We start from the raw sequence: 14,539 nt of genomic DNA on the forward strand, positions 1-14,539 counted from the left end.
CTTGGCAAACCGGTTCATCTCTTTGTCGATCATCCTTATTTTCCTTATTGGTCAGACACGTTAAATTTAAGGGACTTGAATAAGACATAAAAGGACTGCTAAACAAATAAAAATGACCAAAAAAGGTAACATTTTACTATATACCATTTCATCTTTTTTATGACTTGTTGAAAGACATACCTGTTTCAAACTTGCTCTCATCCCACTTCTAAAGGAGTGAGCTTTCCCGATCGGAAAGTCTGTAATGGTATATATGCTTTCTTCGCACCTTGAAAAGTTGGCGGCACTGGATTATGAACCGGGTACACGGCAGATCCCTGTCCACTTCCCATTGTTTGATGGTGAATCGTTTTGTAGCACCTTTGCTTTGACTGTATGTTTGATAGCAGTTTTTGTATTCAATACGACTACATCTTCTTCTTTGGCGTATTCACTTATGTATGCTATGCTGCAAGCTCTTTTGTCGCTTTTAAATTAACAGTAATTTCAAGATCCGCAAGAGGATAAATGGGCTTGGCCTAAGGTGGTAAAATTATTGCACAGGCTGTTTATAAGGCGGGCAGTCAAGAACGTTGAAGATTATTTCTTTTTTTGTTTCTTGCGAGTTGGCTCAAGCAGTTCAGGTTATCGCCTTTTCATTCTTCTTTTTATATTCGTTTATCATACATTCGAAGACAAGCGAAGCTTTCTGTATACAAGCACAGTTAGGGCGAATACAACAGAAGAAAAAAGCGAATACACAGGTAAGTGAAATGATTCAAGAATGCTTTTTTGTGTATCAGGCTGTTTTATGATCCGATTCTGTATTTTGACGCAGCTGTGATTCTTCCAAATAAACTAAATCATTTCTATTGGTTCCAGCAGCTGTTCATCTGTGTCGCAATAGGCTGCACCCACTCCATGGATGGTCCACGTCCTGGTGTGTTGATTGAACATCAGCGTCCACTGCCCGTTCCGCTGCCTGTCTTCAAAACAAAGTAATTTTTGTTTCCTTGTTCATCGTAAAAAGCAATCTGAGGAAAATCCATTAGAAATTGTTCAATATCTTTTTTTTGATTTTAATACTTTAGACATGATGACCTCTCCTTTAAAAATGATTTGAAAAACATAAGAAATATTTTGTTTTTTAGACAGTTATTTTTATCATAATACATAATTTGGTAAAATGATGTATGATCTCCTCTTTTTTCATATCCCTGTTCCTGTTAACCATCCATACTGCATTTATAAAACCAAACTGAAATAAAAAGAATGGCACTCCTAGCAGCTTTCAATGCATACTGCTTAATAACTCTTCAAATTTTATCGGAGATTAGGAAGAAGCGCCTTTATGCCCGGCTCGTTGAAGATACATATGGCCCTTCATCAGACTTTACGCATGAAAAATTGCTTTTTTCTAAAATGGTCAGGTATTAAATCCATTTGTTCATGTGTGGCAAGCTGTAAAAGTGGATCTGGCGCACCAGCTGTCCATCCCAATACTGTTTAAACAGCCGCACAAAGTGTTCATACAGCTCAACTGTCTTATTTGTGTTCCTCAGAAGGAGTATTTGATGCCTGAAGCCGCGATCCTTAATGTCCCGGCTGTGCGAGAAGTTAGACCTTATTCTCCATTTTCTCTGTAGTAATTTACAAATTTTCGAAAAAAGGGGGGACAACTGATATTAACCTGCTTTGTATTTTCTTAAAATGTCGCCTTCCTCTCTAAATAAATCAGGACAGCTTGTAATTTCAACTTAAATGAATACTTTTCCATTAAAGAACTGCACCCCAATTGTTAAGTGTGACTAACAATTGGGGTGCAGTTCGAATCGAGAGGCCTTTTTCTTTTATGAATACTTCCTGCCTGCCTTATCCTCTTATTACTGATTTTGTTCCTGCATTCCCCGTCCCTGAGGCATTTCCACTCCCAGATCTGCCAACTGTTGTTGGGCTTCCTCACTGGTAATAGTGCCGCTTCTTTCTTTTTCCATGATACTTTGAACTTTCTCTCTTGTTTCTTCATTCAAATCGGCAAACATACCGCCTTTTCCTTCGCCTCTGCCAACCCCAGGTTCAACACCAGGACCTCCACCAGTGCTTCCCGCTTCTGTAACCCCTGATTCATTGACCCATGTAACAGCATCGGAAATCGTAAATTCGACTACTTTTGTTCCGTCTTGGTAGTCTCCATCTTCAAAAAGGCCATCACTTTCCGTCCCAGTCGATGTTCCTCCAGTATAAAGAGTATAAGAAGCATCTTTTGTGAGTTCAGGTGAACTGATCACGACCGACTGATAATCTTTTTCCGGTGCAACGGTCGCAACTGTATTTCCTTCGCTGTCTTCAAGATGAAGGAGAGTGCCTGCCGATTGTGTTTCCGAATAAGTCATCATGATGCCATTTTGTGTAGATTCTTCAGAAATGGCCTGAGCCATTCCTGAGCTTCCAGCACCGATCAAGAAGCCACCGCTCATTTCAAAACTTTGGTCATAATCCAGTGTTCCGTTTCCACCATTGGTTGGTCCGCTAACAATAACCGTCCCATCTGTCATCGAGATAGAACCATTGGAATCCAGTCCATCGCCATCGCTGTCAACATACACATAGCCGCCATTGATGGAAAGGAGGTTATCTTCAGCATCTGTCTGTGCCATATCCATGCCTGAACCATCATTGCCGCCGCCGATGTTGATACCGTCATCACTCGCTTTTACGTGAATTTTGCCATCTGCAATCGTAATGGTTTTACTTTCCATTCCCTCGTAGCTTTTTGTAATATTGATGTTTCCGCCCTTCGTGAGAATGGAGGTATCCGCATGGATTCCATCGTCACCCGAGGCTACTTTTATGTCTCCACCTGTAATGGTAATGGAATTATTGCTGTGAATGGCATCATCAGATGAATTCAGGTTAAAGCTTCCACCTCCGATGGCCACTTCCACAGCCGCTTTCAATCCTTTCGTGCTTTCTGTCTCAGTTGCAGAGCTAGCTGTGCTTGTACTTGTTTCTCCCGGAGCCTGCTTACTTTCTTCCTTGGTGGCTATGCTTTCCGGGCTTCCTCCGCCGGATGAAACAGTAAAATTTCCATCTGCGACCAATAGCGAAGTCTCCGCCTGGATTCCGTCGTTAGCTGCCGTGATGTTGAAGGTCCCTCCTTCAATGGCAATGACTGCCTTTGAAGTATCTTCGTCATTTGTGGATTTCATACCGTCTCCGCCCGCTTTAATGCTGATATTTCCTTCTTTAACGGCTAGAAGGTCCCGGCCTATCACTCCATCATCAACAGCTTCAATCTCGATCGTTCCGCCTGTAATTTTCAGTTCGTCTTTAGAGGCAATCCCGTCATTATAATTACCGCGAATCACTAACTTCCCGCTGCCGTTGATCGTCAGGTTGCCTTTACTGAACAAGGCAGCACTCGGTTCATCTTCCTCTGAATCCTCATAAACATATTTTTCTCCATCTGTTAAAAGGTTTTCTGTACCTTCCTCAAGAGACACAATTGTTTTTTCAGCTTTCTTTACATAGACAGGTGAACTGGAAGAAGAGTTAATTTCTGCTCCATTCAAAATGAGCCTGACAGCCCCTTCATCTTCTGCATCTACGATAATTTGTCCATCATCCAGTTTCCCGCTGATCGTGTACACACCAGAAGTTCTGATCGTGATGATATTTCCATCAATCACCACACCGCCATCGCCCTCAAAGCTTGCGCTGCTCCCATCTAATTTAATGGATGTGGCATTGTCCCATTTGCTGTAAAGATCCTCATCAGAGTAGGTTACCTTCTCACTGATTACACTGGCTATATCCTGATTGCCAATCGTACTTAAGCTCTCGGCTTTTGCGAGTGAGTCATTGGTTGGAGTCGCCTTGTCTTCTCCATTGCTGCAGGCAAATAAAATTGCCGTACACATAAGAGAAGCTGTTACTTTTATAAATTTAGAATCACGTTTCTTCATGGGTAGCTCCTTTTTTAAATAAACATTTTGGCTAATGTTTTTTAAGTTTGTAATGGTCTTGTGAGTCCCATTATTGAGAATGAACCTTAAACAAACCTTAAAAAAGGGCAGAAAAAGAAATAGTTGCTTTTGTTTGAATTGACTCTATAATCTAACGTATCTGTTTAACAGGAGATAGATAAAAAGGAGAACAGAATATGAAATTATTAATTATTGAAGATGACAAGTATCTCTCCCAGTCCATTTGTGAAACAACGAAAGAAATATTCGAAACGGAGCAGGCATTTGATGGCGAAGAAGGGTTATTTCTTGCAGAGCAGAATATCTTCGATGTCATTATTTTAGATATCATGCTGCCACATATGAACGGCTATGACGTACTGAAGGCATTAAGAAAACAAAACATTACGACTCCTGTCATTATGCTGACAGCAAAGGATGGGATTGATGATAAAATTCAGGGCTTTAAAGTTGGTGCCGATGACTATTTAGTAAAGCCGTTCCACCGGGAAGAGCTGCTGCTGCGTCTCGAGGCCATGGTGAGGAGATCCGGCGGGTTTCTGAAAGAGAATGTTATTACTTTTAAAGACTTAAAATTAAATATTAAAAACAAGAAGGCAGAATTGGGCGGGGAACCAATTAAGTTAAACGGAAAACAATTCGACCTGCTGGAGTATTTGATCAACAATAAAAATACAATTTTAACAAAAGAGCAGATTTTTGATAGGATTTGGGGCTTTGAATCCGATACTTCTACCACCGTGGTCGAAGTGTATGCCAGCAATTTACGAAAAAGCCTTAAAACGTTTGGATATGATCAATATATCAAAACATTTCGCGGCCTGGGGTATATGCTGACCGACACTGGTGAAGGAAATGTTTAATAAAACCATTTTCAAAAAACAGCAGCTAAAATTCATGCTATTCAACTTGATGGCTTTTACTGTTATTTTTACGATTTTTAGCATTATCATTTTCAGCGAGGTTCAAAGCACCTTATTCTCTAAAACAGACGAAGAGCTGTTGTTGCTTAAAGAAAGGATGACGGACGATACTGTTACCGGCTTTAAGCCTGCTGTGAGAAAAGAAGAGCCCGGCTTCAATGAAAGACAAAGAGGTAATCTCAATCCCAGAATCATCACGATTCATTGGGATCGTGATGGAAATATTCTAAATGAAAATGAACTCGGAACATTGTTTTATGAAAACTATCTTCAAGACTATACATTAGACAAAACAACAATAGACAACATCACGATGACGACCATTCATAACCTTTATCCTTTCCGGTATCTTCTTTTTAAGGATAACAATGAGGGGGATGACATTGCTTATACACAGCTTATGATCAATGTGGACGCCGAACAGACCATCATTTCTAATTTCGAAAGATTGATCACGATCTGCTCAATCGTCTTTATTGTTCTCTCTATCTTAGCCAGTTTTATTTTATCAGGGAAGATGATAAAGCCAATCATTCAATCATGGAATAAGCAGGCAGAATTTGTTGAAAATGCTTCGCATGAACTGAGGACTCCGCTCACAATCATTCAAAATAAGCTGGAACTGCTGCTGACTGCCCCGCAGGAAAGAATCGCAGACAAATTTGAAAATATCGCCTTAAGCCTGTCTGAAACAAGGCGATTGTCAAAACTTACTTCAGACCTGTTAACCCTGGCACGAGCTGATTCAGCGGAAACGCAGCTTGTGAAGCAGCCGGTTGAAGTGGATTCTTTTGTGGAGAAGGTATGTGCTCCTTATAGGGAAATTGCCGAGTCTCAGGACAAGCATTTTTGGCTGAATTTAAATTGCCCTTCTACTATAGAAGCTGATGAAACACGGCTTCATCAGCTGCTGGTTATTTTACTGGATAATGCTTTAAAATACACAAGTGAAAGCGACAGTATTGGTGTGAAGACATACAGAGAAGATCATAAGGTTATCGTTGAAGTCAGTGATACAGGAATGGGAATCAAAGAAGAGAATATTCCCTATATTTTTGAACGGTTTTACCGTGAAGACAAGGCCAGATCCAGAGAAACCGGCGGTATGGGGCTGGGATTATCGATTGCCCAATGGATTGTAACCAAGCACAACGGGAGTATTAAAGTGATAAAGAATCAAAACAAGGGAACCACCTTTAAAGTTAAGCTTCCAAAGTAGGAGATCACCGATGTGTGATCTCTTTTTTTATTTTAATTAACTATTTTAAGGTTTGTTTAAGGTTCTTCTCGAATAATAGGCTTCAAGGAAGTTGAACAGCAAAGGAGAACAGGCATATGGAAGCGATGAGTTTGAACAATGTAAAGGGACGAAGGGAATTAAAGCATGAGATGTCAAAAGCAGACTGCTACCTTCTTCGCAATAAATTAAAGCATTACATGGAAGTGGATCCTCACGCCGGGGAAAATGGGACCTATTTAATCCGCAGTGTGTATTTTGACAACCTTGATAATAAAGTGTTGATCCAAAAAAAAGAAGGATTATTTGAACGTGATAAATTCCGGGTCAGGCTGTATGACTTCAATACGGATTACTTAAATTTAGAAAAAAAGAGCAAGCGCAATAACCTGACGTACAAACAAAAATGCCCAATCACCGCCGAAGAGTATGAGCAAATCAGGCATGGGGACATCTCCTGGATGGAAAATGACGCAAGATCTTTGATCCGCGACCTTTACTGGCAAATGAACCTGCTTCAATTAAAGCCCATTACCGTCGTAGATTATGAGAGAGAAGTATTTATATACAAATACGGCAACGTCCGGGTCACTTTTGACAGTTCCATTAAAACGAGCCTTCGGAATAACGATGTTTTAAATTCGGATATTGTGATGGTGGAAACCAATCCAGACGTTGTGGTCCTTGAAGTCAAATTTGATGAGTTTCTGCCCACTGTCATTAAGCAGCTGCTGCAAGTAAGCGACATGAAAGCAGGCGCTTATTCAAAATATCAAATCAGCAGAATGTACGGGTAACCTGCCCGATCAAGCAATTTACATTATTGGAGGAATAAAAAATGGAAACCACTAATTTTAGTGATATTTTTAAATCTAAGTTTTTGGAGAATACAAGCAGCTTTTCCCTTGTCGATTCACTGATCGGCTTGCTGGCAGCATTCAGCATTGGGCTGTTTATTTACTTTGTTTACAAAAAAACCTTCTCGGGTGTTATTTACTCACATACATTTAATATTTCACTGATTGTCATGTCCATGGCCACAGCTTTAATTATTATCGGGATTTCTTCAAATGTTCTTCTGTCGCTTGGTATGGTTGGCGCATTATCGATTGTACGGTTTCGGACGCCTATTAAAGACCCTATGGATATTGTGTATCTTTTTTGGACAATCGTTGCGGGGATATTATGCGGAGCAGGCTTTATTCTTCTAGCCGTATTCGGTTCTCTTTTAATTGGATTGGTATTAGTTATCTTTATTAATCGGATCAAGATTGAGAATCCTTATTTATTAATCGTAAAGTATCAAGACAATGCCATTGAAAAATCACTGGATCATGTTATTTCTGCCAGTGTAAAAAAATATTTTGTTAAGTCAAAATCCGTCATCAACGGATATGATTATGAAATTACTTATGAAGTGCGCGTAAAGGAAACCGATATGAATTTTATTACCAGCATCTCAGACATGGCTGGAGTAAAGTCCGCCGTGATGTTAAGTTATGATGGAAACTTTACAGCGTAATCAAAGAGAAAAATAAGTGTTTCAAAAAAGGTGTGTATTTGAGTCAATAATTTGGACACGAAAAATTATTGACTCAAATCTACTTTACTCTAAAAACACCTTGGATTTTCAGCTTTCCTTATTTTATTAAACTTTATTCTGATTGTTAGAGGCCCAAACAACAATTGGAATGAGCAGTAATGAAAGAGCAGCGCCAGTAATCGAGAGGATTGCATAACTAGAATGTGCTACAACCATGCCAGATAAGCCGCCTCCCAATGCTCCTGACAAAGCAATCCAAACATCTACAGAACCCTGTGTTTTAGCCCGGGTAGATAGCGGGGTTGCGTCTACAAGAATGGCTGTGCCACTAATTAAACCAAAATTCCAGCCAAGACCAAGCAAAGCAAGTGCTGCAATGAGTACTGCTATCGAATCAGCAGGGCCCATAGCGGCTAGAATGCCAGAAACAAGCAGTGTAATGGCAGAAGCAACAGCCATAACAACACGGCCAATTTTATCAACAAGATAACCCGTTACTAACGAAGGTAAAAACATGGCCCCTATATGAAATCCAATGACAAGTCCTGCTTCATTCAAACCATGTCCATGGTGCCTCATATGTATAGGTGTCATCGTCATAATGGCAGTCATCACAAATTGAGTTAGAATCATGACTGCAGCTCCTGCAAAAATGCCTCGCTTGTTTATCGATGCCAAATGAGAGTTTTCCTCTGAAAGTACATTACGGGTTATTCTTTGAGCATCTGCTATAGCTTTTGCTACTATATAGGGATCAGGACGAAGGAAAATGAATAGAACCAAACCAGCAAGTATATAAGCTGCAGCAGCTAATATAAATGGACCCGCTAAAGCAGGAATTCCTATGGATACAGCAAACTCACCCATTACACCCACCAGGTTTGGCCCTGCAACAGCACCGAATGTAGTGGAAACCATGGCTATACTCACAGCCTTTGCCCTTTGTGTGGAGCTGGCCAAGTCAGTTCCTGCATATCGTGCTTGTAAGTTTGTAGCCGATCCAGCCCCATAGATAAGAAGTGAAATAAATAAAAGCAAAATGCTATTTGTTAATGCTGAAACGACTACTCCAATGGCACCGATCCCTCCAGCCAAAAATCCAGCCGCAAGTCCAGAACGGCGTCCAAATCGCTGAGAAAGTCTTCCCACAATCAGTGCGGCCGCTGCAGATCCTAAAGTAAACAACGCCGTTGGAATACCGGTTACACTATCTGTCCCTAACATGTCCTGGGCTAGAAGTGCTCCCACTGTTATTCCTGCTGCGAGTCCTGCTCCTCCAAAAATTTGGGATATGATCACAACCATTAATGTTCTTTTATATAATTGTTGTTGTTTTTCTGAAGAGCCAATGTAGCTTTGTAGCCAAGCTGATTGAGCGTCTACTGCTTTTACATTCTCTTTATGCAACATCATTTAACCTCCCTTTTTAAAAGCTAATCCTATTTCTTATACTCCTTCAACTAGATTTGAATCATCATAACACGCACAAAAAAGCCATACAATATTATAATTGTATGGCAAACAATATCAGGTAAGATCGTTCAGCAAACGTTTAAGGATCATCAGTCCCTGCTCAAGCTCTTCGAGCGTTTTTGGTGCACAGACAGCAACCCTTACCGCCCGCTCTGGACAACTATTTCCAACTACAAAACGTTCAGCTGCGTAAACTTGCACCCCCTGCTGTGCAGCTAACCTTTCAAATTCAGCACCTGTAATCCTGCCCGGTAATAACAGCCAGCGAAAGATACCTGTTTCAATACCTAAACACGTATAGTCACCCAAATATCGATTTACGACTTGGTTTCTGCGAATGGTTTGTTCCCGATGACCCTTAATTAAGGCTTCAAATTGATTTGATACAATCGTGCGCGCTGTCAGTTCAGCTAATAATGGAGACACTGTTATATTTAAGTTATAAAGTGCCTTTGAAATGGGCTCCTTGAATTGACTCGGCACTACTACATAGGCTAGTCGTAAGCCCGGCGCTAATGATTTAGATAAACTTGCGATGTAGATAACCTGTTCCGGTGCAAACGATGCGACTGCTGGCATTGGTTTTTCGCTCAGAAGGTGGTACGACCCATCTTCAATAATGAACTGATTATACTTTTTGGCAATGGCTGCCACCATCTTGCGATTCTCGACCGACATAAAGGAAGCTGTCGGATTATGATAATCTGGAATCAAGTAAATACCTTTAATATTTTCATTTTTACACGCATATTCAAAAGACGTTGGACTCATTTCATAGTTCTCTGATTTTATCGGTACTATTTGAACATTAAGCATCGCCGCAACAGTTTTCAGGCCTGGATACGTATGCTGGTCAACAACAATGCGGTCTCCAGGCTTACAAAGACTTGCCAGTGTGGCAGCAATCGCATTTTGACCCCCATTTGCAAATAAAATGTGATCAACAGTTGTTTCAAATCCACCTCTTCGGATTAGCTTTATCGCTGCATCCTTTTGCCAAAGGCTTTCGCCTGCCCGGTCATAACCAAACCATTTTTCATAATCTGTCTCCTGCAGCATACTTTTTAGCTGGAGTAATAGTGGCTCGTAAGAACCATTATCTGGCAGTGTGGCTCCCATTTCAATTAAATGCTTCGGCTTTGTATCTTCAAGTAAATACGCATTCGATAGCGCATCATACGATACAAATGTGCCACTTCCAACAGTTGCACTTAATAAGCCCTTTAACTCACACACTTTAAACGCTTTTGAAATGGTACTCAAATTTAAATCTAAATAATCGGCCAATTCTCGCTGTGGAGGAAGTTTTGTTCCAGGTAATAAAACCCCGTTTATAATATCTTGTTCCAAATGCCTTGCGAGTACTTGATAAATTGGCTTTTTGGTTTTATCAATGGATGGCTTCCAGCTCATCGGATAGTTTTCAAAAGAATTAATCGGCATAGATAACACCTTTTTTAAACAAATTATATGATTACTTTATTTATAAAAGCAATTATGATTCTCGCGTAGTATATAGATGTTGCTAATTACTCTTATTGAACAAACCCGCCCGTTCGTTTAAGTGTATTTCTTCACAAGTTTTTCACTCTTTAGTACAAAATCCCTCAGTTTCTTTAAAGACTAGTAAAAAAGTGTCTCGGCTACTTAATAACGATACATCATTTTTTCTAGGAATTGTTTTTTTATCAATAAATTTTTAACAAGGCGTTTAAACAGCAAATGTAAGTATATATGTAACGACCAAAAGAAGGTGCTAGCTAAATGCTAGTACCCTTATGTGGAATTAAGTAGAAACTCCTTTATGCCCTCCAATATGCCCGGCTCGCTGAAGATACGTACCGCCTTTCATCAGGCTGTACGCATGAAAAATCGCTTTTTTGCCAAAACGGCCACGTATTTGATCGATGGTTTCATCTAGAATGTAGCGCCTTTCATCGAGTTCAGGGCGTGTAAATAAATCCATTTGTTCATGTGCGGCAGGCTGCAATTTACTGCACACGACATGGATTTGGCGCACCGGCTGCCCGTCCCAATACCGTTTAAACAGCCGCACAAAGTGTTCACACAGCTCAGCTGTCTTATTTGTGCTCCTCGGAAGGAGTATTTGATGCCTGAAGCCACGTTCCTCGATATCCCGGCTATACGATATGTCAAGCGCAATCCCCGCTGCAGCAGTCCCATGCTGGCGCAGACGCATCGCTACATCCTCTGTCATTTCTTTAATGACAATGATAAGCTCCTCTTCCCTTTCGTAATCCCGCAGCAGAATCTGCCCCTTGGAAAAGGATTTTTCACGTGCTCCCACTTTTTCAGAAATAATACTGTAATCAATTCCCCAGGCATGATAATAGAGCTGCTCCCCAAGCACACCAAATTTCCGCTTGAGTTTCCACTTGTCTGCGTGGGCAAGGTCTTTTACCGATTCAATTCCGATATTGTAAAGGGCCCTGGCGTAGCCGTTGGAAATTCCCCACATATCTGTTATCGGGTCAATCGCCCACACCTTCGTTGAGACATCATCATACGATCAGTACGAAATCCCATTAGGGGCATTTTTCCCTTCGTTATCAAGAGCCAGCTTCGCAAGCAGGGGATTGTCACCAATCCCTATGGTGACAACCAGGCGCAGCTCCTGCCAGACTGTACGCTGAATGGTTCGGGCAATCGTGAATTTGTCTCCAAAGAGCCTTTTTGAAGCCGTTACATCTAGAAACGCTTCATCGATGGAATAGCAATGCAGATCTTCTTCGGCTACAAAGCGGCGAAAAATATCCAGGATCATTTTATTTACTTTTAGATAAAGCGCCATTGAAGGTTCGACAATGAGTAAGCGTGGATCTTTGGGTATTTCATAATTCCGTGATCCCGTCTGAATGCCGAATTCTTTTTTTACCCGCGGTGAGGCAGCCAATACAACAGAGCCGGACCGTTCTTTATGGGCGATCACAATGACATAGGCATGCAGCGGGTGGATCCTGCGGCGCACCGCCTCTACACTGTAGGGTAAGCACCCAGCGCCTTACTAAATTTCGTTAGCAGGTTTCTGTGAACTCCCCTCCAAACCGTACGTACACTTTTCAATGTATACGGCTTTCCAGCTATTTATTTGGGAAACTTTTTTTTCAAAGTGCCATTGTGTATTTTCTTATGGCATTCTTCACAAACTACAAGAGTTTTTCTATTAATAACGCTCATGAGCAATACCCAATCCGGTACTCTTTTCCCATGTTTTGAATACTTACGCTTTATATCTTTTAACTTCTTAATATGGTGCACTTCTAACCTTTCGGTTTTTGTTCCGCATAATTCACAACAATCACTTGCAAGCTTCTGTAATAATTGCCCGCTTTTAAAATGGTTCCCAAAGGTGTCAGACATATCGGAGATAGGCCGGTCAACTTTTTTTAATCCACCATTGTAATAGGTGATAGTACGTTTACCTTTGTAAGTAGGGTACGTGTATCCAATGATTTTCCTTGTTCCGGTTCTGTCTTTTCGTTCTATCTCGACGCCATATTTATCATGTACCTTTTTTACGCTAATATTTTCCTTGCCAGCTATCGTTTTGGCCAAGCTATAGTAGTGATAATATTGAAATCTGGCAAGCTCCCTAGATACATTTGTCGCGAGACAGTAGTATTGATATAGACCTCTAATTTCCGCATTATAGGTTTGTATGATATCAAGGACAGGTAAATTTCTTCTGGCTGGAAATCCTATGGCTTTTTTTCCTTTTTTGAAGGGCTTTAATTTATCTGTAATTACTTGCCATGGAACCAGAAGTTGTATAGACCCGTTTATATGTCTCTTTTTCCGACCTGTAACATCACGTGTTTGCAAGGAATTTTCCTGACTTTTAGTTATCTCGTATCCAAGGAATTTAACTTTTTCGTTTTTAAGGTTCGTAATAAACGTTTTTTGTTGGTTTAACTCCAGTTTTAGATTATTTTTTAGGTATTCTGTGATTCTGAGCTTAATCTCTTCTGCTAGTTTCTTGCTTCCTATGATACATACCAAAAAATCATCGGCATAACGAACATACTTTACCCGGATGTAGTTAGTATCAAAGCTGTCAGCAGGATTGGTCTGGAGTATCTTTCTATGCAATCTTTTTGCTTCTTTCTTCTTACCTCGTTTGAGGTAATTGTGTCTATTACAAACCATCCTATGGTATTCGAGACTTTGTTTTCGCCTTGCTCCCTTGTTATATTGTGTGCACACTTTATTCATATATATATCTAGTTCGTTAAGATAGATATTAGCCAATAATGGGCTGAGTATTCCGCCTTGTGGGGTTCCAGATATTGAATTTCTTTTTTTCTGAAACTCAAAATAACCTGCTTTTAAGAATCGTCGTATTAATTCCAAAAACCTGCCATCCTTGATTCTTTTTGAAAGGATTTTCATGAGTATTTCATGGTCGATATTATCAAAGCAGCCTGTGATGTCACCTTCTATAATCCAGTTTGTACCTTTACATGATTTTTTAATTTGGTAAAGGGCTGTATGGCAACTACGTTTTGGTCGAAAACCATGAGAATTAGCATCGAAAGTCGGCTCATAAATTTTTTCAAGTATCATGCGCAGTACTTCTTGTACTAATTTATCCATGAAGGTAGGAATACCTAACGGTCTTTTTCCACCATTCTTTTTTGGAATATATACTCTTCTAGCAGGCAACGGATAGTATTTTTCTTCTTTGAGGAGATTTATTGTATCTTCTATCCATTGCATTTTGAACCCATCTATAGTCTTGTTATCTACCCCAGGTGTCATATTTCCTGGTTTAGATTGAATATTGCCATAGGCACTAACAAAAAGGTCTGCATTAAATAAGTTTCGATATAAGCGTTTGTATTCAAAATCCTTGTTATTAATTGTTTGTTTCTCCAATATCGATAAAATTGTATCGGCGTTCTGCATTTCGCATACCTCCATTCTTTTATCAATCAAATAGCCTGTTATCCTTCACCATGTACAAGGCTTTCCCTTGCTCAGATTACTACGATAACTCCGTTACCATACTGGATATTCAGTGCCATCTTTCTTGGGAGTCCTTCCCTTGAAATTTCTCACCTTGCGGCATTGCACATAGCTTATTAAGCATTCCAGCTTAGGTAATCCCCATTTAGTTAAATTAGTACTATTATTGTGATTTAGGTTTCCGTTCGTTTCTTTAACGTACTATCTAGTACGCAGGAAAGTTATAAAGAGTAGAAAAGTCTTCGCCTCTAACTTTTCTAATACCTTTCGTATACGCGTCAATTAGCCTTTAATCACATAATTTCTGCAATTCCGTATACCTCACCTTATCAAGCTAAGAAACTGGATTTAAAGCAGTTTAGCCTTGACCATGTCACAAATGACCTTGCTGGTCTGTAACCGTCAAGTGAAA

At 40.2% G+C, this 14,539-nt stretch carries 10 protein-coding genes; 4 read left to right on the forward strand and 6 right to left on the reverse strand.

Annotation, left to right across the window (positions count from 1 at the left end):
* Positions 1-1,862: 1,862 nt before the first annotated feature.
* Positions 1,863-3,944 carry a carbohydrate-binding domain-containing protein gene (locus VP98_RS15130; RefSeq protein WP_046176244.1) on the reverse strand — a complete coding sequence of 694 codons (2,082 nt, stop codon included), beginning with the start codon at positions 3,942-3,944 and terminating at the stop codon, positions 1,863-1,865.
* Positions 3,945-4,141: 197 nt separating this feature from the next.
* On the opposite strand from VP98_RS15130, the gene VP98_RS15135 reads away from it, so the two are divergent.
* The 4 genes from VP98_RS15135 (at position 4,142) to VP98_RS15150 (ending at position 7,647) form a co-directional block, all read left to right on the forward strand.
* Entirely contained in the window at positions 4,142-4,828 is a 687-nt protein-coding gene (locus tag VP98_RS15135) for a response regulator transcription factor (protein WP_046176245.1), read from the forward strand.
* Between the two features lie 34 nt (positions 4,829-4,862).
* A complete protein-coding gene (locus VP98_RS15140; RefSeq protein ID WP_231584195.1) occupies positions 4,863-6,107 on the forward strand; it encodes a sensor histidine kinase in 1,245 nt (414 codons plus the stop codon).
* Between the two features lie 116 nt (positions 6,108-6,223).
* Positions 6,224-6,922, forward strand: a complete 699-nt coding sequence (locus tag VP98_RS15145) for a polyphosphate polymerase domain-containing protein (RefSeq protein WP_046176247.1) — start codon at positions 6,224-6,226, stop codon at positions 6,920-6,922.
* A 41-nt stretch (positions 6,923-6,963) separates the two neighbouring features.
* Positions 6,964-7,647, forward strand: a complete 684-nt coding sequence (locus VP98_RS15150) for a DUF4956 domain-containing protein (protein WP_046176248.1) — start codon at positions 6,964-6,966, stop codon at positions 7,645-7,647.
* Positions 7,648-7,773: 126 nt separating this feature from the next.
* Here VP98_RS15150 and VP98_RS15155 read toward each other — a convergent pair whose 3' ends face one another.
* The 5 genes from VP98_RS15155 to ltrA form a co-directional block, all read right to left on the reverse strand.
* Positions 7,774-9,078: an MFS transporter gene (locus VP98_RS15155; RefSeq protein ID WP_046176249.1), complete on the reverse strand. Its 1,305-nt coding sequence runs from the start codon at positions 9,076-9,078 to the stop codon at positions 7,774-7,776.
* Positions 9,079-9,195: 117 nt separating this feature from the next.
* Complete coding sequence (locus tag VP98_RS15160; RefSeq protein WP_046176250.1) at positions 9,196-10,584, reverse strand: aminotransferase-like domain-containing protein; 1,389 nt, start codon at positions 10,582-10,584, stop codon at positions 9,196-9,198.
* A 343-nt stretch (positions 10,585-10,927) separates the two neighbouring features.
* On the reverse strand, positions 10,928-11,647 hold the full coding sequence (locus VP98_RS19285; protein ID WP_156151411.1) for a DinB/UmuC family translesion DNA polymerase: 720 nt from the start codon (positions 11,645-11,647) through the stop codon (positions 10,928-10,930).
* Positions 11,648-11,671: 24 nt separating this feature from the next.
* Positions 11,672-12,130, reverse strand: a complete 459-nt coding sequence (locus tag VP98_RS19290) for a Y-family DNA polymerase (protein ID WP_052712265.1) — start codon at positions 12,128-12,130, stop codon at positions 11,672-11,674.
* A gap of 116 nt (positions 12,131-12,246) precedes the next feature.
* Positions 12,247-14,067: a group II intron reverse transcriptase/maturase gene (gene ltrA / locus VP98_RS15170; RefSeq protein ID WP_046176251.1), complete on the reverse strand. Its 1,821-nt coding sequence runs from the start codon at positions 14,065-14,067 to the stop codon at positions 12,247-12,249.
* Positions 14,068-14,539 lie beyond the last annotated feature (472 nt).

Origin of the sequence: Domibacillus indicus, from assembly GCF_000970685.1 — a bacterium.
Taxonomy (GTDB): domain Bacteria; phylum Bacillota; class Bacilli; order Bacillales; family Domibacillaceae; genus Domibacillus; species Domibacillus indicus.

Bases quoted from the DNA above. Each gene is read 5' to 3' on its own strand.
- VP98_RS15160 (WP_046176250.1), bottom strand. From the start codon at position 10,584: ATGCCGATTAATTCTTTTGAAAACTATCCGATGAGCTGGAAGCCATCC.
- ltrA (WP_046176251.1), bottom strand. From the start codon at position 14,067: ATGCAGAACGCCGATACAATTTTATCGATATTGGAGAAACAAACAATT.
- VP98_RS15135 (WP_046176245.1), top strand. From the start codon at position 4,142: ATGAAATTATTAATTATTGAAGATGACAAGTATCTCTCCCAGTCCATT.
- VP98_RS15150 (WP_046176248.1), top strand. From the start codon at position 6,964: ATGGAAACCACTAATTTTAGTGATATTTTTAAATCTAAGTTTTTGGAG.
- VP98_RS15140 (WP_231584195.1), top strand. From the start codon at position 4,863: ATGCTATTCAACTTGATGGCTTTTACTGTTATTTTTACGATTTTTAGC.
- VP98_RS15130 (WP_046176244.1), bottom strand. From the start codon at position 3,944: ATGAAGAAACGTGATTCTAAATTTATAAAAGTAACAGCTTCTCTTATG.
- VP98_RS15155 (WP_046176249.1), bottom strand. From the start codon at position 9,078: ATGTTGCATAAAGAGAATGTAAAAGCAGTAGACGCTCAATCAGCTTGG.
- VP98_RS15145 (WP_046176247.1), top strand. From the start codon at position 6,224: ATGGAAGCGATGAGTTTGAACAATGTAAAGGGACGAAGGGAATTAAAG.